The 25,098-nt window shown below is 62.8% G+C and carries 27 protein-coding genes and 4 pseudogenes; 21 read left to right on the top strand and 10 right to left on the bottom strand.

All coding sequences use genetic code 11. The features are described from left to right. Window positions 1-308: 308 nt before the first annotated feature. Window positions 309-1,730 carry a DUF1254 domain-containing protein gene (locus ACVT6V_RS19635; RefSeq protein WP_489895674.1) on the top strand — a complete coding sequence of 474 codons (1,422 nt, stop codon included), beginning with the start codon at window positions 309-311 and terminating at the stop codon, window positions 1,728-1,730. Between the two features lie 253 nt (window positions 1,731-1,983). Continuing rightward, window positions 1,984-2,652, top strand: a complete 669-nt coding sequence (locus ACVT6V_RS19630; RefSeq protein ID WP_489900902.1) for an LGFP repeat-containing protein — start codon at window positions 1,984-1,986, stop codon at window positions 2,650-2,652. Window positions 2,653-2,717: 65 nt separating this feature from the next. Here ACVT6V_RS19630 and ACVT6V_RS19625 read toward each other — a convergent pair whose 3' ends face one another. The 4 genes and pseudogenes from ACVT6V_RS19625 to ACVT6V_RS19610 form a co-directional block, all read right to left on the bottom strand. Further along, a complete protein-coding gene (locus tag ACVT6V_RS19625; RefSeq protein ID WP_489895672.1) occupies window positions 2,718-3,338 on the bottom strand; it encodes a CPBP family intramembrane glutamic endopeptidase in 621 nt (206 codons plus the stop codon). After that, complete coding sequence (locus tag ACVT6V_RS19620) at window positions 3,248-3,643, bottom strand: hypothetical protein (protein ID WP_489895670.1); 396 nt, start codon at window positions 3,641-3,643, stop codon at window positions 3,248-3,250. Before ACVT6V_RS19620 ends, ACVT6V_RS19625 begins: the two co-directional genes overlap by 91 nt. A 323-nt stretch (window positions 3,644-3,966) precedes the next feature. Then, window positions 3,967-4,161 (bottom strand): hypothetical protein, encoded by a 195-nt coding sequence (locus tag ACVT6V_RS19615; protein WP_489901080.1) that lies wholly within the window; start codon window positions 4,159-4,161, stop codon window positions 3,967-3,969. 109 nt (window positions 4,162-4,270) lie between these two features. Beyond that, window positions 4,271-4,693: pseudogene (locus ACVT6V_RS19610) on the bottom strand (PrsW family glutamic-type intramembrane protease); the annotation flags it as partial. A gap of 116 nt (window positions 4,694-4,809) precedes the next feature. Here ACVT6V_RS19610 and ACVT6V_RS19605 point away from each other — a divergent pair. The 16 genes and pseudogenes from ACVT6V_RS19605 to ACVT6V_RS19530 all read left to right on the top strand — a co-directional run. Continuing rightward, entirely contained in the window at window positions 4,810-5,049 is a 240-nt protein-coding gene (locus tag ACVT6V_RS19605) for a type II toxin-antitoxin system Phd/YefM family antitoxin (RefSeq protein ID WP_489895668.1), read from the top strand. Between the two features lie 26 nt (window positions 5,050-5,075). Next, window positions 5,076-5,477, top strand: a complete 402-nt coding sequence (locus ACVT6V_RS19600) for a type II toxin-antitoxin system VapC family toxin (RefSeq protein WP_489895666.1) — start codon at window positions 5,076-5,078, stop codon at window positions 5,475-5,477. A gap of 256 nt (window positions 5,478-5,733) precedes the next feature. Then, the gene (locus ACVT6V_RS19595) at window positions 5,734-6,051 is read left to right on the top strand and encodes an antitoxin MazE family protein (protein ID WP_489895664.1); all 318 of its coding nucleotides are present in this window, start codon (window positions 5,734-5,736) and stop codon (window positions 6,049-6,051) included. Continuing rightward, window positions 6,048-6,353: a type II toxin-antitoxin system PemK/MazF family toxin gene (locus tag ACVT6V_RS19590; protein WP_489895662.1), complete on the top strand. Its 306-nt coding sequence runs from the start codon at window positions 6,048-6,050 to the stop codon at window positions 6,351-6,353. Before ACVT6V_RS19595 ends, ACVT6V_RS19590 begins: the two co-directional genes overlap by 4 nt. Before the next feature lie 236 nt (window positions 6,354-6,589). Then, a complete protein-coding gene (locus ACVT6V_RS19585; protein ID WP_489895660.1) occupies window positions 6,590-6,844 on the top strand; it encodes a FitA-like ribbon-helix-helix domain-containing protein in 255 nt (84 codons plus the stop codon). Then, window positions 6,844-7,260: a type II toxin-antitoxin system VapC family toxin gene (locus ACVT6V_RS19580; protein WP_489895658.1), complete on the top strand. Its 417-nt coding sequence runs from the start codon at window positions 6,844-6,846 to the stop codon at window positions 7,258-7,260. The genes ACVT6V_RS19585 and ACVT6V_RS19580 overlap by 1 nt, the downstream gene beginning before the upstream one ends. 224 nt (window positions 7,261-7,484) lie before the next feature. After that, window positions 7,485-7,694 carry a hypothetical protein gene (locus ACVT6V_RS19575; RefSeq protein WP_489895656.1) on the top strand — a complete coding sequence of 70 codons (210 nt, stop codon included), beginning with the start codon at window positions 7,485-7,487 and terminating at the stop codon, window positions 7,692-7,694. 418 nt (window positions 7,695-8,112) lie between these two features. Then, window positions 8,113-8,841 (top strand): hypothetical protein, encoded by a 729-nt coding sequence (locus tag ACVT6V_RS19570; RefSeq protein WP_489895654.1) that lies wholly within the window; start codon window positions 8,113-8,115, stop codon window positions 8,839-8,841. A gap of 14 nt (window positions 8,842-8,855) precedes the next feature. Beyond that, window positions 8,856-9,569: an RES family NAD+ phosphorylase gene (locus ACVT6V_RS19565; protein WP_489895652.1), complete on the top strand. Its 714-nt coding sequence runs from the start codon at window positions 8,856-8,858 to the stop codon at window positions 9,567-9,569. A gap of 177 nt (window positions 9,570-9,746) precedes the next feature. After that, a complete protein-coding gene (locus ACVT6V_RS19560) occupies window positions 9,747-9,956 on the top strand; it encodes an antitoxin MazE-like protein (RefSeq protein WP_489895650.1) in 210 nt (69 codons plus the stop codon). Then, a complete protein-coding gene (locus ACVT6V_RS19555; RefSeq protein ID WP_489895648.1) occupies window positions 9,953-10,285 on the top strand; it encodes a type II toxin-antitoxin system PemK/MazF family toxin in 333 nt (110 codons plus the stop codon). The genes ACVT6V_RS19560 and ACVT6V_RS19555 overlap by 4 nt, the downstream gene beginning before the upstream one ends. A 378-nt stretch (window positions 10,286-10,663) precedes the next feature. Next, window positions 10,664-11,305 carry a nucleotidyltransferase domain-containing protein gene (locus ACVT6V_RS19550; RefSeq protein ID WP_489895646.1) on the top strand — a complete coding sequence of 214 codons (642 nt, stop codon included), beginning with the start codon at window positions 10,664-10,666 and terminating at the stop codon, window positions 11,303-11,305. Window positions 11,306-11,919: 614 nt separating this feature from the next. After that, the gene (locus ACVT6V_RS19545) at window positions 11,920-12,990 is read left to right on the top strand and encodes a tyrosine-type recombinase/integrase (protein ID WP_489900900.1); all 1,071 of its coding nucleotides are present in this window, start codon (window positions 11,920-11,922) and stop codon (window positions 12,988-12,990) included. Beyond that, entirely contained in the window at window positions 12,987-13,352 is a 366-nt protein-coding gene (locus tag ACVT6V_RS19540) for a helix-turn-helix domain-containing protein (protein ID WP_489895644.1), read from the top strand. Before ACVT6V_RS19545 ends, ACVT6V_RS19540 begins: the two co-directional genes overlap by 4 nt. A 326-nt stretch (window positions 13,353-13,678) precedes the next feature. Continuing rightward, a pseudogene (gene istA, locus ACVT6V_RS19535) lies at window positions 13,679-15,188 on the top strand (IS21 family transposase); the annotation flags it as partial. Continuing rightward, window positions 15,167-15,403, top strand: a pseudogene (locus ACVT6V_RS19530) (ATP-binding protein); the annotation flags it as partial. The pseudogenes istA (ACVT6V_RS19535) and ACVT6V_RS19530, both read left to right, overlap by 22 nt. A gap of 65 nt (window positions 15,404-15,468) precedes the next feature. Here the strand turns inward: ACVT6V_RS19530 and ACVT6V_RS19525 are convergent. Genes ACVT6V_RS19525 through ACVT6V_RS19515 form a run of 3 tightly spaced genes read right to left on the bottom strand, consistent with a single transcriptional unit; the run spans window position 15,469 to window position 18,492 of the window. Then, complete coding sequence (locus tag ACVT6V_RS19525) at window positions 15,469-17,094, bottom strand: tyrosine-type recombinase/integrase (RefSeq protein WP_489895642.1); 1,626 nt, start codon at window positions 17,092-17,094, stop codon at window positions 15,469-15,471. A gap of 22 nt (window positions 17,095-17,116) precedes the next feature. Then, window positions 17,117-17,428, bottom strand: a complete 312-nt coding sequence (locus ACVT6V_RS19520; protein ID WP_489895640.1) for a helix-turn-helix domain-containing protein — start codon at window positions 17,426-17,428, stop codon at window positions 17,117-17,119. After that, window positions 17,425-18,492, bottom strand: coding sequence for a tyrosine-type recombinase/integrase (locus tag ACVT6V_RS19515; protein ID WP_489895637.1), 1,068 nt, complete (start codon window positions 18,490-18,492; stop codon window positions 17,425-17,427). Before ACVT6V_RS19515 ends, ACVT6V_RS19520 begins: the two co-directional genes overlap by 4 nt. 76 nt (window positions 18,493-18,568) lie before the next feature. On the opposite strand from ACVT6V_RS19515, the pseudogene ACVT6V_RS19510 reads away from it, so the two are divergent. Next, window positions 18,569-18,776 (top strand): annotated as a pseudogene (locus ACVT6V_RS19510) (ATP-binding protein); the annotation flags it as partial. A 503-nt stretch (window positions 18,777-19,279) separates the two neighbouring features. Here the strand turns inward: ACVT6V_RS19510 and ACVT6V_RS19505 are convergent. Further along, window positions 19,280-19,762 carry a hypothetical protein gene (locus tag ACVT6V_RS19505; protein WP_489895635.1) on the bottom strand — a complete coding sequence of 161 codons (483 nt, stop codon included), beginning with the start codon at window positions 19,760-19,762 and terminating at the stop codon, window positions 19,280-19,282. Between the two features lie 358 nt (window positions 19,763-20,120). Here ACVT6V_RS19505 and ACVT6V_RS19500 point away from each other — a divergent pair, with 358 nt between their 5' ends. Further along, a complete protein-coding gene (locus ACVT6V_RS19500) occupies window positions 20,121-20,474 on the top strand; it encodes a hypothetical protein (RefSeq protein ID WP_489895629.1) in 354 nt (117 codons plus the stop codon). 569 nt (window positions 20,475-21,043) lie between these two features. Here the strand turns inward: ACVT6V_RS19500 and istB are convergent. Both istB and istA (ACVT6V_RS19490) read right to left on the bottom strand, forming a co-directional pair. After that, window positions 21,044-21,826: an IS21-like element helper ATPase IstB gene (istB, locus tag ACVT6V_RS19495; RefSeq protein ID WP_489895633.1), complete on the bottom strand. Its 783-nt coding sequence runs from the start codon at window positions 21,824-21,826 to the stop codon at window positions 21,044-21,046. After that, entirely contained in the window at window positions 21,823-23,349 is a 1,527-nt protein-coding gene (istA, locus tag ACVT6V_RS19490) for an IS21 family transposase (protein WP_489895631.1), read from the bottom strand. The genes istB and istA (ACVT6V_RS19490) overlap by 4 nt, the downstream gene beginning before the upstream one ends. Before the next feature lie 1,083 nt (window positions 23,350-24,432). Here istA (ACVT6V_RS19490) and ACVT6V_RS19485 point away from each other — a divergent pair. Further along, complete coding sequence (locus ACVT6V_RS19485; RefSeq protein ID WP_489895629.1) at window positions 24,433-24,786, top strand: hypothetical protein; 354 nt, start codon at window positions 24,433-24,435, stop codon at window positions 24,784-24,786. Window positions 24,787-25,098 lie beyond the last annotated feature (312 nt).

The raw sequence follows: 25,098 nt of genomic DNA, 5'->3' as shown, positions 1-25,098 counted from the left end.
CCGGAGCGCCAGCGGAGGACCGTCACGAAGGGCCGGCCCCTTCGTGACGCGTCGCTCGTTCCTCGCGAGTCTCCTCAGGGATCGGGTGGTGACGCGTCGCTCGTTCCTCGCGAGTCTCCTCAGGGATCGGGTGGTGACGCGTCGCTCGTTCCTCGCGAGGCTCCTCAGGGATCGGGTGGCATCCACCGACACCCACCAGCGATGCGCGATTCCTACTACGGTTGATGCGGAACCCCGCGGATGGTGGCGTTCTCACACTGAATCGTTTCGGCTGTGCCGGGCGATCCTGATGAAGGAGTGCAGACCGAGTGGATGGCACTGCAGGTAATACCGATCTGACGGCGGAACTCGAGGCACTTGGTCTGCCCGATAGCGTTGAGACCCCGTTGGGGACTTTCGATTTCTTCGACGGGGTGCCAAAGCCGGAAACCACCGCCAAGTTGTACGAGGGCCTGGACTATCTTCGCGGGATCGACGTGTTCCTCAATGCCGTGCCCGGAGCGTCTCTCGTCGCTATGCGCCACGGTCTGCGCAGCATCGGTGTTGACGGGTTGAATGTCCTGGGAATCACCGATCCTCGTGCCAACTCGGGATCGTTGCTGCTCACGGCGAACACGTCGACGGCCTACGGCACCATGTTCCTTGATCTGCGAGATGGGCCCGTGGTCATCGAACCACCGACCAACTCGCTGTGTGTGGTCGACGACTTCTGGTTCAGATACGTCGCCGATATGGGGTTGGCCGGGCCGGACAAAGGTCAGGGTGGAAAGTATCTGTTTCTGCCACCCGGTTACACAGGGGAGGAACCCGAGGGTTACTTCGTCTACCGCAGCAGCACGTTCACGGTGTGGACTGTTCTTCGGGCATTGGACGGCATCGACGCCATCAAGCAGGCACGCGTCTATCTGCTCGCCGACGCCACGGACCCGCCTGCCATGCAGTTCGTGAACATGGCCGAACAGGTCTTCAACACCGTGCACGCCAACGATTTCCACTTCTTCGAGGAGATCAACGAACTGGTTCAGTCCGAACCCGTTGGTTCGATCGATCCGGAACGGGCTGGTCAGCTCGCCGCGATCGGCATCGTTCACGGCCAACCGTTCACGCCTGATGATCGGCTCCGCGCAATCCTCGACGCGGCGGCCAAGACTGCCGCAGGCATGAGTCGCGCGCTGCTCTACTTTCCGCGCGACCGGGCGAACCTTACGTTCGAGGGATCGTCCTGGAAAGACGCATTCGTCGGTGGCAGTTACGAATTCGTCAAGGATCAGGTCCGGCTCCTTGATGCCCGGACCATGTATCACTACACGGCGACGGTCATCACCCCGGCCATGTCGCACGCCCAGGTCGGTGCCGGGTCGGCCTACACCTACACCGCCCAGGATTCGCAGGGCCGCATCCTCGATGGTGCGGCAACATACCGCCTTGTGCTGCCGCCGAATCCGCCGGCCGCCAACTTCTGGTCGGTCGACGTCTACGACACCCAAACCCGGTCACTGCTGCAGACCGACAATCCCTATCCGAGCCTGATGAGCTTGGGCGACACCGTGATGTCAGAACCGGACGGTTCGACCGTTCTCTGGTTCGCGCCGACGGCGCCGGCAGGCAAGGACTCCAACTGGATCCAGACACTCCCCAACAAGAGCTGGTTCACCGTTCTCCGGATCTATGGCCCGCTCGAGCCGTGGTTCGACAAGTCTTGGCAGCCGGGGGAGATCGAGAAGGTTTGATTGCGCTGGCGGAGGTGACTCACCGGCCGAATGCGGTGGTGGTTGCAGCTCGTAATTGAACACATCCAGCCGCAACCTGTTTCGTGTTCGCTGTAGGCGGGGCTGTCTGGTCGACGCCCTGAATATGGGCGCCCACATCGACAGGACGAGATCGCTGGGAGGAATCCGCGCCGTCGTACCGATAGAGTCGAACAGAGTGTCCGGTTCGCGCACTTTGGACCGGGGCATGTGCCGAATAACTGAGGGGAATACATTGAGGCAACTCTCTTACCGTCGTGCCGTTTTCGTCGCCGGACTGTCGGCGGTCACGCTGATCGCCGCAGGTTGCGGTAGCGACGACACGACGGACGACGCCGCGTCGCAGAACTCGTCGGCTGCGGCTTCGGTGTCGGAGTCGACGTCAGAGGCCAGCGAGGATGCACCTTCGGCCACCGTCGAAGAGACGACGCCCGATGCCGACCCCGCCGAAGTGACAATTGTGGGGGAGCGGGACGTTGAGGTGACCCTGACCGGCCCGCTCGCCGTCAAGTACGAGTCGGCGACCGACGCTCAGAAAGATGCCCTCGGCAAGCCGCTGACCGGCGACCACAACGCAGGGATCCGCGAGAGTGGCGTCGTGTTTCAACAGTTCCAGGGCGGCGTGATCATCGCGAAGAACGATGACCCGGGGACGGCGGCATATATCGTCACGTCAGGCAAGATTCGGGACGCCTGGAACACTGAACGTGCCCCGGACGGTACCCCGTCGCTCAGCGGTATGAACGGCTCTCCCGGGCCCCTGGGAGTTCCTACCAGCGACTTGACCACCGAGGGTGATCTGGAGGTGGTGACATTCGAGCACGGCAAGGTCACCGAGAACACCAAGACCGGAGAGGTGACTGTGATGGTCGACGGCACGGTCGTGCCATCGGGTCTGAAGTAGACCGGTCGATGTGCGCCGCACCGGTGCTCGTGCGCGGCGACGATGAGTGTGGGTTCTGGTTGACGTCAGGCTTCTTGAAGCGCCGGTTGGGCGGGTTCGGCGGCCAGGCGCCGCCTCATCCACCACAGCGACGCGACAAGCGCCAGGATCAGAACGATTGTGGCCGAGATGGAGCCTTCAAGCCCATAATCACCGCCGGTGATGGCGGCCGAATTGTCGCCAGGGGTCAGCGACATGATGGAGGTTGCATGCGATTCACCGCTCACTGCGACACCGAAGACGTTGCCCTGGAACCAGTTCCATCCCGTGTGGATGCCGATGACGAGCCACAGTCCGCGGTCCGCGACCGCGATGAAGGCCGCGAAAACGGAGAACATCAGTAGGTTGGCGATCACGACAGGTGTCTTCTCACCTGGGTTCAGCAGGTGCAGCGCAGTGAAGACGACTGCGGGAACGGCCACCGCGAGAAACGTCGGCAGCTGGCGCCCCGCTGACTGGAACATGAAGCCGCGGACCACGATCTCCTCGGAACCTGCCTGGAAGAGCCAGGCGAGAACCATGATCAACGCGACGCCGGCGGCGGCTGAGCCCGTCGTCACCCCGTCGGGGTTGTCGCGGACCTCAACCGCGCCGATGGCCAGGGCGATTCCCGCGGTGATGCTGAACATCGCGGCGCCGATGCCCATCCCAGGAGCAGGCGCAGGAAACCCGTCATGCCTGAACCCAAGAATCCCAGAGATAGTGGGTTCCGTCGTTCTTTCGCCAGCACCCAGAGCGATAGCGCCACGATGATGAAGACGCCGCCGATCGCCTCGACCACCTGGGCGCCGACCGTCCCGTCCTCGTCGCTGGTGAAGTTCCTGACGATTGGCGCGCCCGCGCCGCTGAGGAAGAGGATCAGTAGGAAGCTCAGGATGATCGATCCCCACCACGAGGTGGGATGCTTCGCGCGCCGAATCTGGCGAAGGTGGAATGACGACCGGATGTCCATCGCAGCGTCCTTTCGAGGGTCGGCCTCCACGACGGCCATCGTCACCGCTCATTCACGGATTGATTCATCTGGACCGTATCAAGGTTCGCGCTGGCTTTCCGCCCGGATTTGCCAAGGAAGCCGCAAATAGTCGGTTCTCGTCTCAGAGGTTGGCGCCTCGGTGGACCGCGTCAGCGTCGTCATATCAAATGTCGTCGTACCTAGCAGGACGTTCGCGAGGCGCGGGGACGTGTCCCGGTGACGACATGCTCGACACGAGAGAACCGCCCGCCCCGCCTCGCCTCATGCGGTCCGCACCCTCGCGATCTCTGACCTCGCGAAAACTACTTCCTCACTTTCGGCCGCCGGGACATGTCGTTGTCCTTGGACTTGATGTAGGCACGACGCTGCTTGCGCTTCCCAGTGAGCGCGGCCAGCTCTTCGACGGTGATCACTCCTGTGTCGACCTCGGGTGCGAGAGCGTCGCGTAGCCAGCCGCGCTCGCGCCCGACCGTCCAGCGGAAGGCCAGCCAGATCAAGCAGAATTCGATGACGAACAGACCAAGGAGGGACCTCGGTAAATCCGAGGTGGAGGGCGATCGCGTCGAAGCACCCGTGGGCGACCACCGCAGTGACAACGAGAACGAGTCCACGCGTCACATTCCGCGGTTCACTCGGCGTGCCGATCAGATAGACGAGGCCGCCACATACCACGGCGGAGAACAATACGTGCGAGAACAGACCGTTCATGATGCCGCGGCCGAAAACGGTACCGATCACACCGCTGATGTTGGCGCTGCTGAAGGCGGTCTCGGCCGCGCCGAGTGCGTAGTGGACATTCTCCAGCACCTGAAAACCGAGACCGATGAACGCGCCGAGGATCAGACCGTCGAATGCGGAGCGAACAGCGTGACGGGCAAGGACCAGTATCAGCGCGAAGCCGATGCCCTTGGCGCTCTCCTCGACGAACGGAGCCGCCAGCGGCGGCCCCAGTTGAGGGCGAATTCGGGGGAGATCAACGTTGCGTAGAGGTCGATCAGCGCATTGTTGCCGTGCACGGCGATCGCCCATGTAGCGGCGAAGCCACCCCAGATGAACCTCCACACAGCGAGTTTCGGCGACTCGCGCTCGTATGATTGCTGCATATTCACCGACCGCGCGTGTATCACCGGTGATACACTGGTGGCATGACCGAGGTGGTGAGTGTCAGAGATCTGCGTAACCACGGTGGCGAGGTGTTACGCAGAGTCGAGCGTGGTGAGCGAATCGTGGTCACGCGCGATGGCGCGCCAGTGGCCGAACTCCGGTCTTTGCCCCGAAAGAGTGTGAGCGCGGCGGAGTTGATTCGCCGGCGCGCCCATCTTCCGCAGATCGACCCGGACGTCCTGCGCGCTGACATCGACAGCGTGTTGGATTCGTCCCTATGACGGGGTCGGTCGGTACGACGCGGGGGATGCTTGACACCTCAACCGTGATTCTGCTCGGCAGACTGGCCGATCCCGACGAGCTGCCCGAGGAGTCGGTGATCAGTGTGATCACCCTTGCAGAGCTTTCAGTGGGCCCGCACGTCGTGCGAACCGACCGCGAGCGAAGTGCCCGACAACAGCACGTACAGCAGGCGGAAGCGGATTTCGAGGCGCTGGCATTCACTGCCGAAAGTGCGCGAGCTTTCGGCGGTGTCGCGGCCGCATTACGCTCATCAGGGCGAAAACCCAGAGCGCGCGCATATGACGCATTGATCGCTGCCAGTGCCATCGCGAACGGTATTCCGCTGTACACCTGCAACCCAAGCGATTTTGTTGGCATACCCCAATTGGATCTACGTTCGGTGACGCATCCAGACGCTGGAGCCTGAGGGTCGGATCTCTTCACTTGGTTCGGTTGATCCACAGCGACTCGGAGCGAGTGCGGGTTACCTGACCCATGAAGAATTGAGACGCGTCGACGCTGCGCTCCGCGTGGTTCTCGTGCGGTAGTAACGAAAGTGCCGTACCGCTGTCTGGCGACAACACGCCTGAGACGAGTGGCAGGTAGTTGAGACTAGCCCGGGAACTGATGGCGCCGATGGGTGTCAGCGGCAAATCGACGTACACGAATCACGTTGCGCCGCAATGCAATATGTAAATAAAACTGGTAACGCTGCGTATTCGATTGCTGCATATCCATCTCGGGCTGCGCACGCTGGCCGGTCCGGAGCGTTACCTGTAACTTATACGGGCATGGCAGTGAGGGGCAGGGTCGGCGAGTACCGGCGTCGGATGCGTGAGCGCGGTTTGCGACCGTTGCAGGTCTGGGTTCCTGACGTACGCACGCCAGAGTTTGCCGCGCAAGCCCACAAGCAGTCGGTTCTCGTGGCAGAGGCCGAGGCCGACGGGGATGGGCAGGATTTCGTCGAGGCTGTCGCCGCGCCTTGGGGAGACGAAGCATGATTCGCGGCGAAATCTGGACCGTTGCGGGTGGCGTGTACGCGTCCATTCCGCGGCCGGCCGTCAGCGTCCAGGATGACCTTTTCGATTCAGCTCCGTCGGTGGTGGTTGCGCCGATGACGAGCCAGCTCATCGATGCGCCCTTGTTGCGGATTCGCATCCCGGGTGATCGCGATGCGATCTCGGGCCTCGAACGGGACAGTGACGTGACGGTTGACAAGCTAACCGCGCTACGACGGTCGAATGTTCAGACGCGTGTCGGCCGCCTGACATCCGAACAGCTCATTGAGTCGAACGCTCGTTGATGGCGTTTCTGGGACCTGCGCGATGACGTCATGCGCAGTGGCGTACCGCGGCGGGTTGGGGTGGTGGGGCGCTTGAGTTCCGTTGCTGCGCAATGCGATATGCAGTGCATTACTGGATACCGTCAATATCGAGTTGATCATGTTCCCTGCAGCAGGGTTGAGGTTGTTAGCTTCCGGTGACGGCTCGGGATGTCGGCGCCTAGCGTGCCTGATAGCATTGATTTCACTGCAATCATATGGACAGGTGCGAAATGGCGAGCTTGACGATTCGGGATCTCGATGACGATCTGAAGGTGGCCCTGCGGATGCGTGCCGCCAGCCACGGGCGATCGATGGAGGCTGAGGTCCGAACAATATTGCGTGAAGTTCTCGCACCGACGATTGACGACGTCGGTATGGGCACGCGGATTCGTCGGCGATTTGCCGGATCTGACGCGGATGTAGTCGAACCTCCATTACGGACTGATGCTCCGCGGGCGGCCGAGCTTTGATGATCATTCTCGACACCAGTGTGGTGTCGGAACTGATGCGCGCTGATCCCGATGAGCGCGTTCTGGAGCGTGTGGATGGCTGGCCGTCCGCTGACATCGCAATTACGGCGATCTCGGCCGCAGAGTTGAGGTACGGCGTCGAGCGATTACCGAAAGGGCGCCGACAAACGGATCTACGTTCTCGAGTACAAGGGCTCCTTGAAGATGATTTTCGCGGGCGAGTCATTCCATTCGACGCGCCCGCTGCGGTGATGTATGCGGAGATGGTCGTCGCGCGAGAGCGCCTCGGAAGACCGGTCGGCATGGCTGACGCGCAAATCGCAGCGATCTGCGGTCGACTCGGCGCCCAGCTCGCCACCCGCAACGTCGATGATTTCATGGATCTCGGAATCGCATTGATCAATCCCTGGGAGTAGGTGCCTAACGAGGTGGGTCGCGATCCACTAATCGAAAAAGCAATGCACCACCAACGATCCGCTTATTTCCACCGCCGCGTTATGAATCCAGAAAAGTCCTCGACTTTGAATTTCAGGACTTTCGATTAGATGGATCGCGGTCAATTGGCTCGTTGGCCACTACCGGATGAATGGAGAATGCTTTGTCAAATGAATCTTCTCAGCGGGTGTTGATTCTCCGAGCTGTGATCACCGCTGTTGAGAACCGTCGGGACGTCCTCGATCTGGTGGCCACCGAGGGACTGAGCGAAGACATGGTCGCCGAGGCGCTTAAGGATCGGTACGGGTTTGATGATCTCCAAGCGCAATCGGTGCTCGCTCTTCAGCTCCGCAACTTCACCGCGGCGAAAACGGCGTTGCTAGCGAAAGAGTTGGACGAGCTCGAGTCAGATTAGGGAATTGTTGCCGTCGTCGCCCTTGCATGCTCGAGTCAACCTCGGCAGTCGTTGCGGCCCTCTGCACGAGCGGGTGTCGTCGGATGACAACGGATCTGGGAGTGGTGATAGCCACTTGGGAGTTACCGACCTGCGACGATCGACTCGTACGCGAGCCAATGGGTGGCGTGCGGAAGTCTGGTCGTGATTCATCTGACGCAATATGCCGTGGTCTACCGGTAACCCGGCATATTCGATCGCTGCATATTCGGTTGTCCACCCGCAGCTCGAGCAACTCGCGAGCCTGTAGCGCCGATGCCGGGGGACCGGCGCCAAGGTCGGCAGGCCGGTCACTCTGCACGAGCCGTCAGGAGCTGCGCGTGGCCGCATCGGTGATGTAGCGACGTTCCGATTTTGAATCTGGTGCTACACTCGCTACATGGTGCCGGATTACGATATCGCCGAGTTGGTCGACTGGCTGGCGGTCCATGGTGTAACCCGATCAGAGCTCGTCGGGGCGCTTCAGCTTCTCAGCCTTTCCAAAAGTGCCGCAGGCCGATACGAGTCAACCGGCTCCGCTTCCTACGATGTGTCGGTAACACGGTTGCGCAATGCGCTCGTCCACGGACAACCAGAGGTCAACGTCGGCGAGTTCGTTGAGTTGTTCAACGCTGTTCGCGAACTGCAAGCTGAGCACGTTGAAGCGTCCCGTGAAGAACTTCTTCGGGCGCTGATGGGCCACGGCGTCAACCTGACGCCTGCTGCGTCACTTTCGCAGTCGAGGCGTTTGGCGACACACCGCAACGAGCTGCTCGCGACGCCCTTCCACACCTACGTCTCGCTCAGCGAGCAGCGCAACTCGCCAGAATCCAGCGCCAGAACGTGGGTGGCGCGGCGCCGCCGAGCGCACGAACTGTTCACCGTCGATCTTCATGGGAGGACATTGATACCTGCGTTCCAATTCGATGAGAACGGCGAGCTGCGCCCAGAGTTGGCACCGATCCTGGCAGCGCTCGCGCAGGGGGGAGTGCGGGAGTGGTCCTTGTGGTCGTGGCTCACGAGCCCGACGAGCTTTCTCTCAGGCGAGATACCAGAGAGCATCGCATCGACTGATCCGGCACGCGCGCTGCGAGCGGCCGACCGCTTCGCCGCGGGCGCGGCCGCCTAGAAGTTGAGGTCCACATGACCGCGACACCACCGTCGCAGGATTTGGTGTGCCCTCATCCGGCTGGCTGTACCGTCGCCGCGGAGCTGCCCGCGTTGAGTACGGTGACCCTCAATAAAGGCCGCCTGCTTTATCGCGTTTACGACGGAAAATGGGGCTATGACGAGTTCAATCCAGGCTGGGGCGATACTCGTTTCGCTCCGGTAGACGATCCCACTACTGCAAAGCGTTTGCCAAGTATGTATCTGGGAGAATCACCAACGGGAGTGCTGCTCGAGTCAGTCTTCCATGACGTGCACGAACTGGGCAGCATGATCGCCTACGACACACAACTGCACGAAAAGCTCTTGGCACACATCGAGGTTCCGACTGATGCCAGGCTGGGCGACCTTCGCGATCCGGAACTTGCCCGGCTCGGCCTCGATCGCAGTCAAGTGATCACGAGTCCTGCCGAGCATTACCCGTGCACCAGACGGCTGGGAATCGCGGCCCTAGCGCAACGGCATGATTCACCGCTGCAAGGACTGATCTGGCATTCTCGTCAGGCTGAGTTGACCGGGAAGCCGCCTGAAGAAGTGATCATTCTGTTCGGCGCAAGGTATCCGTCGAAGCGAGGTTCCTGGAAGAGATCTGGACCTGGCTCACAGAATCTCTACGAAGGGCCAGGGCGGCTACTCGTGGACGAGATCGCCGAAGAACTGCGAGCGCTGATCGAGACTGATAAGGCGTAGCTTGGGTCTGGGGCATGGCGCTTGCATGACAACACGCCGGCTTTTGCAGGTGGAGTGGCGTTGCGGTGCAGCGCAATATGCAGTGATTTACGGGTAGCCCATGCATATTCGATTGCTGCATATTCGCAGTCGACGCATAGCCGGGCCACTCCGTAGCGTTACATGTAACATGAGCTCATGGCTGTGAGGGACAGGGTGGGTGAGTATCGACGCCGGATGCGTGAGCGCGGTTTGCGCCCGTTGCAGGTTTGGGTCCCTGACGTGCGCACGCCCGAGTTTGCCGCGCAAGCCCACATGCAGTCGCTTCTCGTCGCGCAGGCCGATGGCGATGGGGACGCGCAGGATTTCGTCGAGGCCGTTGCGGTGCCATGGGATGACGAGACGTGATTCGCGGTGAGATCTGGACAGTGGCGGGCGGTGTGTATGCGTCCAAGCCGCGGCCTGTGGTCATCGTCCAGGATGACCTTTTCGATTCAACTCTGTCGGTGGTGGTTGCGCCGATGACGAGCCGGCTTGTCGATGCGCCGTTGATGCGGATACGCATCCGAGGCGACGGGGACGCGATCTCGGGTCTCGAGCGGGACAGTGACGTGATGGTTGACAAGCTGACCGCGGTCCGACGGTCGAACGTGCTGACGCGTGTTGGCCGGCTGACGTCCGAACAGCTGGTGGAAGTTGAACGCTCGCTGATGGCGTTCCTGGGGCTCGCGCGATGATGTGATAACCAAGCGGCAGCGCAACTTCGGGAGTAGTGGTGGTGGTCCAGTGCTTGGATCTTCTTGCACTGCTACCCATCTGCAGGCTATTGGTGGTAACGCTGCATGTTCAATTGCTGCATATTCCAATCACTCGAACCGGGGCGCGCAGTCTGGCCAACTGGTAGCTTCGCGCGGGAGCAAGCCTAGGCGTCGGAAGTGGTGCGGCGTGGCGAATGAACGAGCGGGGTGCTGACCGGTCAGATAGGCCGCTTCGCTGTGCCGTACGACTCCGGTTCGCGGGAATCTCGCGCGTGACGCTTGGGCAACTCCATGCGACCGAAGTCAACTATAGTTGTGTTACTCTAACTTTAGTTGCAATCTCAGGAGGTGTCGGGCGTGCAATTGAACAAACCATTTGCCACGGTAACGCCGACCCTGGACGGAGACGTACTCGCGGTGTTGGCGTCCGCCGACGCTACGTTCACGATCAGCCAGGTCCATCGCATTCTCACCACGGCGTCGGCTGAGGGCATCCGCAAGGTCCTCAACCGACTCGCCATTCAGGGCGTGGTGTTGCACGACCAGGTGGGTAGGACGAATACCTATCGACTCAACACTGAACACCTCGCCGCTGAGCCGATTATGGCGTTGGCACGTCTGAACTCCGCGTTTCTGAACCGTCTCGAAGAGCACCTACGAGAGTGGGGTAAGACGCTGCGGTACGCTGCGGTTTTCGGGTCGGCGGCGACGGGGCATATGCGGCGAGACAGCGACATTGACCTGATCCTGGTGCGCGCCGGGGACTGGGGCCGCGATGGCGACGACGTGTGGGGGCATCGGGTGACCGAGGTTGCCCGGCTCATCACAGCGTGGACCGGCAACGACGGCCGCATAGTCGAGTACGCTGCGGACGAATTCCGCGCCGCGGCTGCCGCGGGTGAACCTCTGCTTCGTGACGTGGCGAAGCAAGGCCTCACCGTTGCGGGTACGCGGTCCTGGTTCAACGCGCAGCTGCGCCCCGCGTCGGGGAGGTTCTGATGGCGTCGCAGCGCGACTGTGACTCCGCGGTCATCGCAGGCGGATGTCGAAGGCGAACGAGTTCTTGGATGCCGCTGACCATCTCGGGGAGGAGATGCCCCAACGCCGCTGGGGACTTGTACGTCGACGCTGGCATCGCAGCCTCAGACGTTATCTGCTGTGTTCGCCTTGGTGTGCACTCCAATACCGGCAACCACGCCGAGGCTGCAGCCCTCCTGAAGCGTGCGGACAGCGGATCCGAGCGACACCTGAACACGCTGTTGAACCTGAAGAATAAGGCAGCGTACACGCATCAGAACCTAACCTCCGCGGAGCTAAAGCGGATGATCCGCGCAGCGCAGCACTTGGTTGAGTCGGCCAAACTGGCAGTAGCCGCTCGCGGATAGCGCACACGCCGGCTCTTTGAGTTCGGAGTCTCAGATCTGTGTCATCGAGTCTCAAACTTGGGTGTCAAAGTCTCATCTACCTTGTCATCCGACAACGGTCCGCTGCTGAATAGTGTTGCGGGCAGCGTGATATCCAGAGCTTTACTTGACATAATGTATCTTATCGGCGCGTGAAGGAGACGAGTTAAGACAGATGAGATAACTCGTCCTAGCGAGTATCGAGCGAAACTGCTGGCTGCGACCGGCGGCGACCTCCTGGGCCGCTGGCGAGCGCAAATGCTTGCCCGTGGACTCGGTGTGCCATTCATCCAGTCATCGTGCAACCTGGTGTCTCGCTTCCAAGAACACTCCAACGAGTACCCCTGGGCCTGGCAGCCGATCCACGTCGATGAGTTCCTGGCTGATCGACGAACCGGCCCAAAAGCCGTCTCCGTGTCGACGCTGCGCGCGAACGCCGGCACGATCAGAGCCTTCTGCTATTACGTCACTGACGAAAGGTACGGCTGGGCTGTGTTCTGCAGCAAAGCATTTGATGACGTCCCCGCCCAAGTCGTTTTCGAGTGGAACACCCCGCGCCACAAGACCGATGACGCCATTCCAGCCGACCGGCGCAGCTTCACCCAAGCCGAGTTGCAGACGTTCTTCGATGCATGCGACGACTTAGTCGACCGGGAGTTCGCCAAGGGGTCGAAGCGCTGGCTCCCACTGATGCGAGACTCCACCGCGTTCAAGGTGTGCTACGCCTACGGCCTGCGGCGTCGCGAACTTGCCATGCTCGACTACCATGACTTCGGACCGAACCCGCACGTCGAGAAGTTCAGGCAGTACGGCGCTGTCCAAGTCCGCTACGCAAAGGGCATGTCCGGATCGGGACCACGCCGACGCACAGTCCTCACAGTGCCCGAATTCGACTGGGTGGTCGATCTTCTCGAACATTGGCTCTCGCCGCAAGGTCGCGAGCAATTCGCCACCGCCGATCGTTCGGCCTCGCTCTGGCCGTCCGAACGTGCTGGCGCCACGGGTATCCGCAACTTCAATCGCACCTTCACCACGGTCCGCGAGCTCGCGGGTCTACCGGCAGAACTGAAGATGCACTGCCTGCGCCACTCCTACGTCACTCATCTCCTCGAGGCGGGATACGATCCGATGTTTGTGCAGCAGCAGGTTGGCCACGCCTACTCATCCACCACCGCGCTCTACACCTCGGTCTCGGCAGACTTCAAACAGAAGACTATCCAACGGATGATCCAGCAACGAATCGTCACACGTGACGAAAAGAATGCTAGGAAAGACACGTGAGCGAGCAACGTCGAATCGGGTACCACTGGAATCTTCGTCAGCGGATGGCTGACCACAACCTATGGAAGACAACCGAACTCATCCCGTTGCTGAAGTCACGCGGCATCAACCTCTCGAATGCACAGGTGCATCGATTGGTGACCGGCACGCCTGAGCGGATCCCTGCCCGCACCTTCGCGGCGCTGTGCGACATCCTCGACTGCACACCCAACGATCTGTTCGAACCGTACGTTGAGATACGCGCAGCGGCCACCGCCGAGGCGCCGGCGAATCCGGCCGACCTCGGCATCGGCGAGAAGCGCACCGTCGCCCGCCGCATCCGAGTCGTCCGCAGCGATGGTGACGATGGCACGACCACGTAAACCCGAAGACCCACAACGGTGGGAAGTTCCGTGCGACCGCTGCGGCGAGCATCGCGAATGCGTCGTCACCTGGCAAGGCCTCGGGGTTTGCGGCTACTGCTACCAGGCAGCCAAACGAACTCGAGGCGTGTGCGCGTGCGGTCACGATGGAGTGTTACCGGGTGTGAATGGCCATGAGAAAGTCCCCACTGGTGGCCAGATCGAGGTCCCCGGTGGTGGCCAGATAAAAGTCCCCGCCCTGTGTTCGACGTGTCGAACCTGGATTGGAAGCCCAGACGGTGACGGTGAAGGTGCCAACCGATCACCATCACCGCCTGGGAGTTCCATTGAAGACTGCGAGGGACCAAATGGACATCATTTCGACCTACCGCGATGTCGGTAGCTATCGTGGGACCGCTGAGATCTGCGGTACCACTCACAAGACCGTTAAGCGTGTGGTGGAGCGGTTCGAGGCCGGTCAGGCCGGCCTGAGGCCGCCGCCACGTAAACAGCGGGTCAGCAATTATGAATCGGTGGCCGATCTGGTCGCTGAGCGGGTCAGGAAGTCGCACGGCAAGACCACTGCGAAACGGTTGCTGCCGATCGCGCGGGCGGCCGGGTATACCGGCTCGGACCGCAACTTCCGGCGTCTGGTGTCGCGATCGAAGGCCCAGTGGCGGCGTAGCCAGTATTGGGGTCGCCGGCCGGCGGTGTGGACCCCGGGCGAGTATCTGGTGATCGATTGGGCCACCGTGGGTGGGCTGCACGTGTTCTGCGCGGTGCTGGCGTTCTCCCGCTGGCGGTTCGTTCGGTTCGCTACCGACGAAACAGTCACCACCACTTTGGGTTTCATCGCTCAAGCACTCGATGGGATCGGTGGGGTACCCCAGCGGGTGCTTGCGGATCGGATGGCGTGCCTCAAGGGTGGGGTGGTCGCCAACGTGGTCGTGCCGACCCCGACCTACATTCGGTTCGCCACCCATTACGGGTTCGCCCCCGATTTCTGCCACGGCGAGGACCCTGAGTCCAAGGGGATCGTGGAAAACCTGTGCGGCTATGTGCAATCGGATCTGGCCGAGCCGTTGTGGACCGAAGCGAAGATCGCCGCGGGCCGCGACGACATCGCACTCGACGTGGGTGAGGCCAACCGCGCAGCCGTGGACTGGTGCGTGGAGGTCAACACCCGCCGCCACACCGACACCTGCATCGTTCCTGTCGAACAACTGTTGGTGGAGCGGGAAGTGTTGGCGCCGTTGCCATCTCTGCGCGCCGAGGTGGGCCCGCCACCGGTCACCCGTAAGGTCGACAAGCTCTCGTGTATCCGGTACGCCTCGGTGCGATACTCGGTGCCGACCCGGCTGGTCGGCACCACCGTAGGGCTGGTGCAGGAGGCGGGCCGGTTGCTGATCGTCGATGCCGCCGGTGAGGTGGTGGCAGATCACCAGCTGGGGACTCCCGGTGAGGTGGTACTCGACGATGCCCACTACGGTGGGGCGCGCAAACCTCCCAGCCGGTCGACCGAAAACTGTTACGGAGAAACAGTTTTGCGCGATAGGTGAGATCGCTGAGCAGTTCCTGGTGGGTGCGGCGGCAGCCGGTAACACCCGACTCGGCGGTGAGATCGACGAACTGTTGGCGATGCGGACCGCCCACGGTGGCGAGCAGTTCACCGCGGCACTGACCCGCGCGGTAGCGTTTCGGCGGTTCAAAGCCGCCGACGTGCGGTCGATCCTGGCCGCCGGGGCCGGTACACCCAATCCCCGCCCGGCCGGCGACGCGTTGGTCGCCGAACTGCCGCAGGCCCCCACGCGGGATCTGGGGCGCTACAAGATCACGGGCACAAGGTCCGCTACTTCACCGCGGTCGATCTGGTCGAGACGCTTTACCGCGGGATGGCCGATAACACCGTCGGCAAGATGATCGAGACCCTGCTGCGCCAGGACCTCCTCATTGTGGACGAGATGGGGTTCGCTCCGCTCGACGACACCGGAACCCAGCTGTTGTTCCGGCTCGTCGCCGGCGCCTACGAACGCCGCTCGCTGGCCATCGCCAGCCACTGGCCGTTCGAGAAAGCGCACTTGTTCGCGCGAACGTGTGCGCACTGGCACCGAAACTGCACGGGTTCGGGTGTGGATCGTCAGGTGTGCTGCGGTAGTCGGTCTGGGTCGACGTGGTCGTTGAGGTAGATCAGCGCGCCTTCGGGTCGCATGCCGAAGGCCGCGGCGACGAGTTTCGGGTCGAGGGTGTTGACCAGATCGGCCAGGCGGGTGGTGCGCAGCAGCTTGGGCGACACGTCGCACGGGTCGAGCAAATGGGTCAGGTAGGCCTCGGAGGCGGGTCGTCGGTCGGCCTTGGTGCCGCGGGTGACGAGCAAGTGCGGGTTGTCGGTGTGCAGTCGGTCGCGGTGGGCCAGGCAGCGTTGCAGAGCGGCCCAGCTGACCGGGTCCAGTGGTACCGGGTGTGGTCGCTGCCCGAGCCGGATCGATCGAGCACCGTCGTCGATGTGATCGATCTGCAGTGTGCGTACTTCGCGGTTGGATGCGCCGTGCAACAGGGCCAGTAGCCCCATCAGGGCCTCATGGGGGTGGGTGTCGGTATCGGTGCTCCAGCGCCGAAACAGGTCCCGCTGGTGGTCGATCGTCAGGGTGGGGCCGCGAAACGCTCGGTAGCGTTTCGCGGATAGGCCGCTGGTGGGGTCGATGAGTAGCACGTGGCTGGTGTGGGCGAAGCGGAAGAATTGGCGTAGAACCGTCAGCCGGCGTGCTTGGTTGTTCGGTGAGGCGGCGAGAAACGCTTCGATGTCGGCAACCTCGACGAGAGCCCAATCCTGTTTGCCGCGTTGGGAATCGAGGAAGACCGCGAGATCTCGGACGATCGCCAACGCCGTCTCGATGGTGTGGTCGGCGCGGGGCCGGGTATGTGCCCGCCGCGCACGTTCGCGGGCACGGAGCATCGACTCGGCAAAATCTGCAGCTGCACAACGCATCCCGGGTGGTACGGCATCGATCCGTTTCTGCCGGCGGTCGGCGGCGAGTCGCTCGGGCTGGTCGGTGGCCATCGCCAGGCCGCGGTCAGTGAAGAACGTCTCCAGCGCGCGGGCCAGCGTTCCCATCGACCGGCCGGGCCGGCGGGCCCGCTCGAGCACACGCTGCGGATGGTTGGGGTGGTCGTCGTCGAGTAGCCGAGCCAGCGTGGTGATCAGTCCGCTTGCGCGAGCCGGGCAATGCCGGGCGGCCAGATACGCGACGAAGTCCTCGAGCCAGTCCGGCGGCTCGGCGAGCCGGGCGGCGAGGGTCTCGCCCCGCACGAACGGCCGGTCCGGGTTGCGCTGCCAGCAACGAGAACACAGGCCATGTCCGACGTGGCGACGGAGCTGGCCGCAGGACACACAGATCCGGGGCGGGTCCTTGGCCGGGCCCGGACGTGAGCACAGCCCGCACCACCCGGTCGAATCCCGCAGATAGCCGGGCTTGCCGCAACGCGGGCACAGCGACTTCGCGGCGGCGCGCTCGGCGCGTCTGCGGCACCCTCGACACAACGGCTCGTCACGAAATCGGGTCGGGTTGCCGCAGGCAGCGCAGCGGCGCGAGCACACCGCGCAGCGGCCGGTCGCCGCGAACAGCACCCGGTCACGGGCGCAGCCCGGGCATCGCTCCTTCGCCTGCTGCGCGCGTATCCGGCGGATACAGCGGCAGCAGTGCTCGCGGTCGCGGTATCCGACCGGGGCGCCACACTCGACGCAATCACGTTGCCGCTTACCCATTCCCGCGCTCCAGGTCGTGTGCTCACATCGGCGGCATCGACCGGCCCCGCACGGTGGCCGCCGGCTCGGAGCTGACCGGTCGGGCCGCCTCAGCGGGCTGCTCGACCGGCGCGGTGTCGATCTCGAACAGGTCATCGGGGGTGCACTGCAGTGCGGTGCACAGCGCGATCAGCGTCGACAACTTGACCTGGCTGGGTTCCTTGGTGAACAGCGCCGACACCGACGCCGCCGACATCTGCATCCCCGCTCGCTCCGCAAGCAACCGCCGCAACTCGGTCGCGGTCCACACCTCACGCTGGGCCGCCGCCATCCGCAACCGCCACCGGATCCTCATACCGTTGCGTCCTCCGCGTCCTCCGCGCCGAGCTCGGCCAACGTCGAGGTGACCGCACGCCGGTAGGCGTCCTCGATGAACGTCGCCGACGGACGCACATACCGCATCGTCGAGCCGACCGTCCAGTGACCCAGAAGCTGTTGTATTGCAACCAAATCCACGCCACGCTCGTAATTGTGCGTGGCGCACGCCCGGCGCAGCGCGTGCGGGCTGAACCGTTCCACCGCCGGCCGACCCTCCAACTCCATCAGATACCGCAGCCGGTTGCGGATCGTGCCACGATGCAACGCACCACCCGACTCGTCAGCGAACAGCACCACCGAGTCGGGAAACTTGGGCCGCACCTCGGCCAGAAACCAGCCCAACAACACGTCCAACCCATCGAGCATCGGTACCCACCGCGGCCGCGGACCCGACATATGCGCCCCCTTCCCGAACCGCACATGCAGCTTGCCGAACGGTCCCCGCCCGAAATGGACATCGGCGACCTCCAGTAACGACGCCTCCTCCGACCGTAGACCCGCGTGATACAGCGTCCGGAACATCGCGTAGTCCCGCGCCGCCGGCGCATACTTGCGGGCCGTGGCGATCCTGGACTTCAAGAACTCGAAGAACTCACCCACCCGTTCCGGACTCGGCGGCGGCGCGACCGCCGGCGAATCGTCCCCCACATGCCGCGACGCGTTGAACTCGTCGATCGGACACACCAACCGCACCCCGAACGCCGCCTCGATCTCGGCCGCCTTCCGGGTCTGCAAGAACCGATGGAACCCCTTGAAGATCTGCACGTACTCACGCCGCGTCGCCGCCGAGAGACCCGCCACCGCCAACTCCCCAACCACACGATCGACGTCCTCGCTGGTGACCTCCCACGCCGGACACCCCAACGCCGACAACGTCCGCTCCAACAACCCGACATCATTGTCGATCGTCACCGGACTGAACCCCCGCGCCCGCCACGACGCCACAAACGCATCCACGCATTGTTGTTGAAACACAGCAGGATCGGCCACGACCGGCTCGACCGGGACGGCGCCACCGGAAATCACCCGCAGACCCTCCATCGCCGGCACACCTTCTTCCCACTTAACTGGTTCAGGTAGCACCTAACATATCTCGATCCCACCTTGAAAACAGGGAGGACACGCAGAGCGCCCTAAAGCCCAGCTAGCAGCACATTTCCCCCGAGACGAACAAGTGCCAGCCCCATATCAGTGGGGCCGGTTCCTGCCCGAACACACCACCGCCGCCAGCATCCTCGACCGGCTACTGCACCAACGCCACCACCGTCATCACCGACGGCGATTCCTACCGCATGACCCACCGAACGGAGGCGCCCCACCACTAAACCAACCTCACAGGGCGGGGACTTTTACCTGGCCACCAGCGGGGACATCAAACTGGCCGTTGACAACCGGGAATCATCAAGGGCCAACGGGCGTGCCGCAAATGCATCGCAGGGGAACGCGACCTCGCGAATACCGCCGCCCACCCGGCCACAACCTGGGTATTCCGGGGCTACATTCCCGGCCAGCACGTCAATCCGACTCACCTTCGAAACCGGCTGAAGTCGACGTTCAGCACCCGTGCAGCCAGGCTCGGCACCCTGCACGAACTCACCAAACTTGCACCCGCCGCGATCCTTGCCGGTACTCTCGGCTACTCCCCTGCCACTATCGAACGCCATGCAATCGCCTCGGCAGCTACATATGCGCGATACGTGTCGGTCATCGACGAGATCGACAAGTCTGATTGAGCCACAACTTGTTCAGTCGCGAGCTCACCAAACTCGCACCCGCAGCAATCCTCGCTGACGCTATCGGCTACGCGCCTACGACCAGACGCGCGACGCTAGTTGTGCTCACTGCGATCGCTCAGCGCGCCTATCGGGATCTGGATGCGGTCTACTGGGGTTACCCACCTGGGCAGACCCTCGATGAGAGTGGGCGTGAACAGCGCGCCTCCCGTTGACGGCCACTGGACGTAGCTGTAGCCCGCGAGTTCGGTTTGAACGGTTTCGGCCGTCCAAACCGTGCACTGTGCCGCACTGGCGTCCAGGGCGAAGCCCCGACCAACGACAAAACTGCTGATTGAGCCGTCAGGATCTGCGTTCTGGCTAGACAGCCCTATCGAGATCCAATAGTTGCCGTTGAGTTCGAGCCGCCAGACCAATCGGTCGACGTCTACCGCCGCGCCTACGCGCAAGTAGTTCAGGTCGTGGGCGACAGCTTCAAGAGCGTCCACCCACTGCGACGGGAGGTCAGCCGGCATCTCGTGCTGCGAGAACGGGATCTCCCAGTCGATGGTGTCAGGATCTGCGCGCCAGTCGGGCATAGGGACTATGGTGTCATCCCGAAGGTGACCCGAGCCCGTCGGCCGAGGTCTACAGCCAGCGCGGGCATCGATCAAGTGCGCCAGGACGGCCACACCCCCGGCTCGATCAGATGAACATCCGATCTCGGTACGGCGCCATCCTGCTGCGGTTTAGATGTAGCGGACAGGCTGACGACTACCCCTCCTCCGTGCCTTCAGGTCGCCGGTTTCTCAGCTGCTCTTCCCACTTCAACACGCCCTGCTACCAGTTGCCAGCCGACAGATCGCCGTCAGTCATACCAGCGTTTCTGGAATGCGAGATGCAACTAACCGGACTTCGATACCTCACACTCAGTCGAACTCACCGTAAGCTGAATCAATGCCCGCCACGTCCACCGCAACGCGTGCAGGCAAGGTCCGGACCGTCACCGGCGCTATCGTCGGCTCAGTAGTCGGGATAGTCATTGTGATCCCGCTCGCCCATCTGTCGCGGAGTTCGCTAGGACTGCCGGAGCCCACTGCGGCACCCCTGGACTTTCCGGTGGATAGGCCGTTCCTCACCACGTACTGGGTTCCGTGGTTGCTGGCGTGGGCGGTGCTACTCGTTCCCGGGATCGCGTTCATGATCCCGTCGCGAACCCGCCGGGTTGGCCTGGCATACTCGCTCGCGGTTGGAGCAACGGCCGGCATGATTGCGCTACTCGGGGCGTGGATCGATTGGGGCCTGGGATAGGCCTTGTCGATCAGGCCTGTTCTCGCAACTCGACCTACTTCAACACGTCCCGCTACCAGTTTTACCTATCGAGTTCACAAACAGGTGGATACTCGAGATCTTTCGTAAAGCGCCAGGAGCAGCGGGAACGCAGTTCGATTACCTCCCGCGGCGTGGCGCAGCTGCACGGTTCTGTCCAATCTAGGTGCATCAATCCGACGCACCTGCGAAACCAGCTTCGCAAGACATTCAGCACGCGCCGCACGCCTGGGAACCCTGCACGAGCTCACCACGCTCGCGCCCACAGCAATCCTTGCCGACGCCCTCGGCTACTCCCCCGCGACGATCGAGCGGCATGCGGTGGCCTCAGCGGCGACCTACGCACAATATGTGTCGATAATCGACATGAATTAGTGAACGCACCCAATTGAAATCCGTTGCGCAGAAGGGGTTTACTGCCGCGGAGCCTTCGGGTGTCAAGGGACAGCGGGAAGTGCCCATAGGTGGACATGGAAACTGCCCGTAGGCGGTCATGAAGGGGTGCCCGGTGGCGGACATGAATCTGCCCACAGATCCGCCACCGGGGATGGTCAGTTCAGGGCGGTGACCCCCTTCCCGGCGAGTGCTTGGGCCAGGCGCACGGAGTCGCCGCTGGTCTGGCACAAGTGGGCATGGTGCAGCAGCCGGTCCACTGTTGCGGTGGCCAGTGTTTTGGGCATCAGCTCGTCGAAACCCGACGGGTGCAGGTTGGAGGACACCGCCACGGATTTACGTTCGTAGGCGGCTTCTACGACCCGATACAGGCCCTCGGCAGCATCGCTACCCACGGGGAGCAGGCCAACGTCATCAATTACGACGAGCTCGGCACGCACGATCTTGGCGATGGCCTTGCCCAGGGTGTCGTCGGCGCGGTGCGCGCGCACCAGGGTGCCGAGTTGCTCGAGGCTGAACCAGGCCACGGGCATGCCGGCTTCGATCACTTTCTGCCCGAGCGCTTCGAGGAAGAATGTTTTGCCGGTGCCGGCGGGCCCGCAGACGACGAGGTTCTCCCGTCGCTGGACCCATTCGAGGGTTTGCAGGGCGTGCTGGGTGGGTACCGGGATCGATGAGGCGGTCTCGTCCCACACGTCGAAGGTCTTGCCGGTGGGGAAGTTCGCCGATTTGCGCCGTGAGGCGAGCATGGAGCGGGCCCGGCCGGCCGATTCCTCGGCGAGCAATGCTTTGACGACTTCGGCGGGGTCCCAGCGCTGAGAGCGGGCGGTGGCGAGCACATCGCCGGCGATGGCGCGGGCGTGCGGGAGCCGCAGTTGCCGCATCAATGCCTCGACCTCTGGGGGCAGCACGGTGTGGGGTGCGGTTGTGGCGGCGGTCATCGTGTTTCCTCCTCGGTGGCCTCATTCTCATCGATAGTGTTGGTGCCCAACATGTTCCATCCCTTCGTTCCCTGGGCCAGGGACGTGGTTTCTGAGGCGTGATGCCGCGTCTGGTCGAGCCCTTTGGCGGCGAGGACCGAGTCGAGGTCACCGGTGGCGAAGCGGCCATGCACCGCGGCATTGCCCAGTGCCCAGTCCACATCTGCCGCCCCGTGCAGCGCGGCCAGGGAGACGGCGTGGCGCATCTTCTCCCGCATCCGTTCGGTACCGACGGAGGCGGCTTCTTTCAGCCACAACCCGGCGCCCTCGCCGATCGCCAGGAATGTCTGTTCTTCGGCGGTGCGGGCCCGAATCCGATAGTCGCCTGGTGTTTTCGGCTGATGTCCGGGGAAATGTGCGTCGTCGATCGCGGGGGTCCCGCGAGTGGCGCGGGCATGCCGGGCGACCTCGACCGGGCCGCCGGCATCGAGAGCACACACGATCACCTCGTCGGTGGGCGGATGATGACGCACCCACACCGATTGACCCAACAGTGTTGCCGGAACAGAGTATTGGCAATGTTCGAAGGCGATTATCGGCGTGTTCTTGGGAACCTGACGGGTCACCCCCAACCCGGCGGTATGCGGCAGCTGCGGAATCGGATGCAACCGCATCCGTTCGGCGGCGAGCATCTCCACCGGCCGCCGACCGGTGGTGCGGTGCTCGCGGTCGTTGACCTCGACCATGAACTGCTCACACGCCGCCACGACCTGGGCGAACGAGTCGTAGGCCTCGAGCAGATTGGTGTCGGTCGGCACGATATCGGCCTTGGCCAGCTTGACCGCGTTTTCCACCCCGCCCTTGGTCGCCGGGTCCGCCGGCTCGCAGGTGAGCACGGTGGTGCCGTAGTAGCGGCTGAACGACACCGCGTCGCGGTTGCGGACCGGGACCCCGGCGATATGGCCGGTGGTGACGGTCTTCTCGTTGTCGGTCAACACATAGGTCGGTGCGCCACCGATGATGCGGAACGCCCGGTCCAGGCCGGCGAACACACTCGGCGCGGTGCGGTCTCGCAGCGCGATGACCACCCGGTAGCGGCACCACGCCAGCCACGCCACCAACAACACGACCTTGCGGCCATCAACAACCGGCCCGTCACCGAAGTCGTACTGCAGCCACAACCCGGGTTCGGTGATCCACGGACGGTGTACCCGCGTATTACCCAGTCGCCATGAAGCTTTCACTTCTGCCACCGCACGACGTGTGGTACGTTCAGTGCCGCTATAGCCCAGAGTGACAAGCTTTTCGTGCGCCTTGTCGGCGCGGATCTTTCCGTTCGTGTCCTGCACCCACCCCTCGATATGCGGCAGGAAATCGTCGATCAACCGGGCGCGACGCACCGCCGGCGCCAGCCCAGCAGCACGATCGTCCACCGCCCGCTTGACCGTGTGATGGCTGCACCCGCACAACTGCGCAGCAGCCCGATACGACCCCGTCAGGTCGTAGGCATTGAGTATGTCCATGAGTTCTCCGTCAGACTTCAAGAAGGGTCTCTCCCGTGCGTGAGTTCGATACGCACTAGGCATCGCCATCGAAACCACGGGAGAGGCCCGCACAGCGCAGACGCGCCGTCGGATGAGACAGGTGCGGGCAAAATCGTGTCCGCCAACGGGCAATTTCGTGACCGCCAGTGGGCAGTCCTTATTGGCCGTCAGCGGGCACTTTCGTGACCGCCCATGGGCAGTTTTTCATGTCCGCTGACATTCGGGCAGTGATCGGCTGAGCTTGGCCAGCCAAGTCCGCGAGCATGGTTGACGATCATCTCCTCGGTGTGGACGCGGTCTGCTGGATCATCCGACACCCATCGGTCAACAAGGCCGCGAAGTACCTCAGGTCCTGGACCGGTCCCCGGTAGGTGGTCAGATTCGGCCGGGTTTCCACTCCACATGTGAGCGCCGATCACTGGATGCACCATTCCGTCGCTGATACGGGCGGACATCATACGGCTGAACGCTCGTCGTCCTGCGAGCGAGACCGCTAGTCGGTGATCGTCGAGATCACCGTGGCCTCCTCCGATCGCTAGGACTAGGCCTTCAGCGAATCGTTGCCTTTGCGGTGGAAGGAAGTGCGAGTTGGCCTCGTGGCGCTTCTCGTCGAGCCCACTCCAGTGATCGAGGGCCGTGGCAACCATCTCGTGAACTCCACTTGGAACCGACTGCGGCGTCAGGCCAGAGCTGTCACGAGTCAGCAACAGGTATCTAGTGGCCCCGTAGCCGAACGCGTCCCAGCCGCCCTCGTCGAACGCAAGGCGGGTGCCGAGGTAGATGAGGTTATCGAAGGCCTCGCGGTGAAAGGGTGGATGGCCGCGCGCACGTCGTAAGCCTCCCTCGTAGTGAGTCACCGCGGACGGCTAAATCGTCCAGCACCCGCATCTCGTGATCAACAATTCCCACCGTATTAATCGTACGGTCGGCCACGCTGGAGCCACTCGGGGTGGGGATTTCAGATGAACGGCACTGGGAAGTTTGATGATCGCCGTCAGTTATACCAGCGTTTCTGGAATGCGAGATGCAACTAACCGGACTTCGATACCTCACACTCAGTCGAACTCACCGTAAGCTGAATCAATGCCCGCCACGTCCACCGCAACGCGTGCAGGCAAGGTCCGGACCGTCACCGGCGCTATCGTCGGCTCAGTAGTCGGGATAGTCATTGTGATCCCGCTCGCCCATCTGTCGCGGAGTTCGCTAGGACTGCCGGAGCCCACTGCGGCACCCCTGGACTTTCCGGTGGATAGGCCGTTCCTCACCACGTACTGGGTTCCGTGGTTGCTGGCGTGGGCGGTGCTACTCGTTCCCGGGATCGCGTTCATGATCCCGTCGCGAACCCGCCGGGTTGGCCTGGCATACTCGCTCGCGGTTGGAGCAACGGCCGGCATGATTGCGCTACTCGGGGCGTGGATCGATTGGGGCCTGGGATAGGCCTTGTCGATCAGGCCTGTTCTCGCAACTCGACCTACTTCAAAACGTCCCGTTACCAGTTTGCATCTGACCCGATGGCAGGCGCGATTGCGACCCTCCAGCTGCCTGTCCGATCCAGAACTAGCTGAAAGTAATCCAAGACCACTTGAGAGTGTCCGGACCTGGCGTCGAGATCTTCGATAGAGTCGGATGACAGGGCCTGTGCTCTCCCTGCGATCACTACGTCACTGTGATGAAAACATTAACCCGATTGGAACACATGCTACTTCGGCCAAGCTTCGGCGATTCCGTGCCACGTCAGATAGGGTCGGA

Source organism: Gordonia sp. LMA167, from assembly GCF_058130025.1.
Note: the sequence above shows the minus strand (reverse complement) of the source record. Positions and strands in the feature narration are given on the sequence as shown.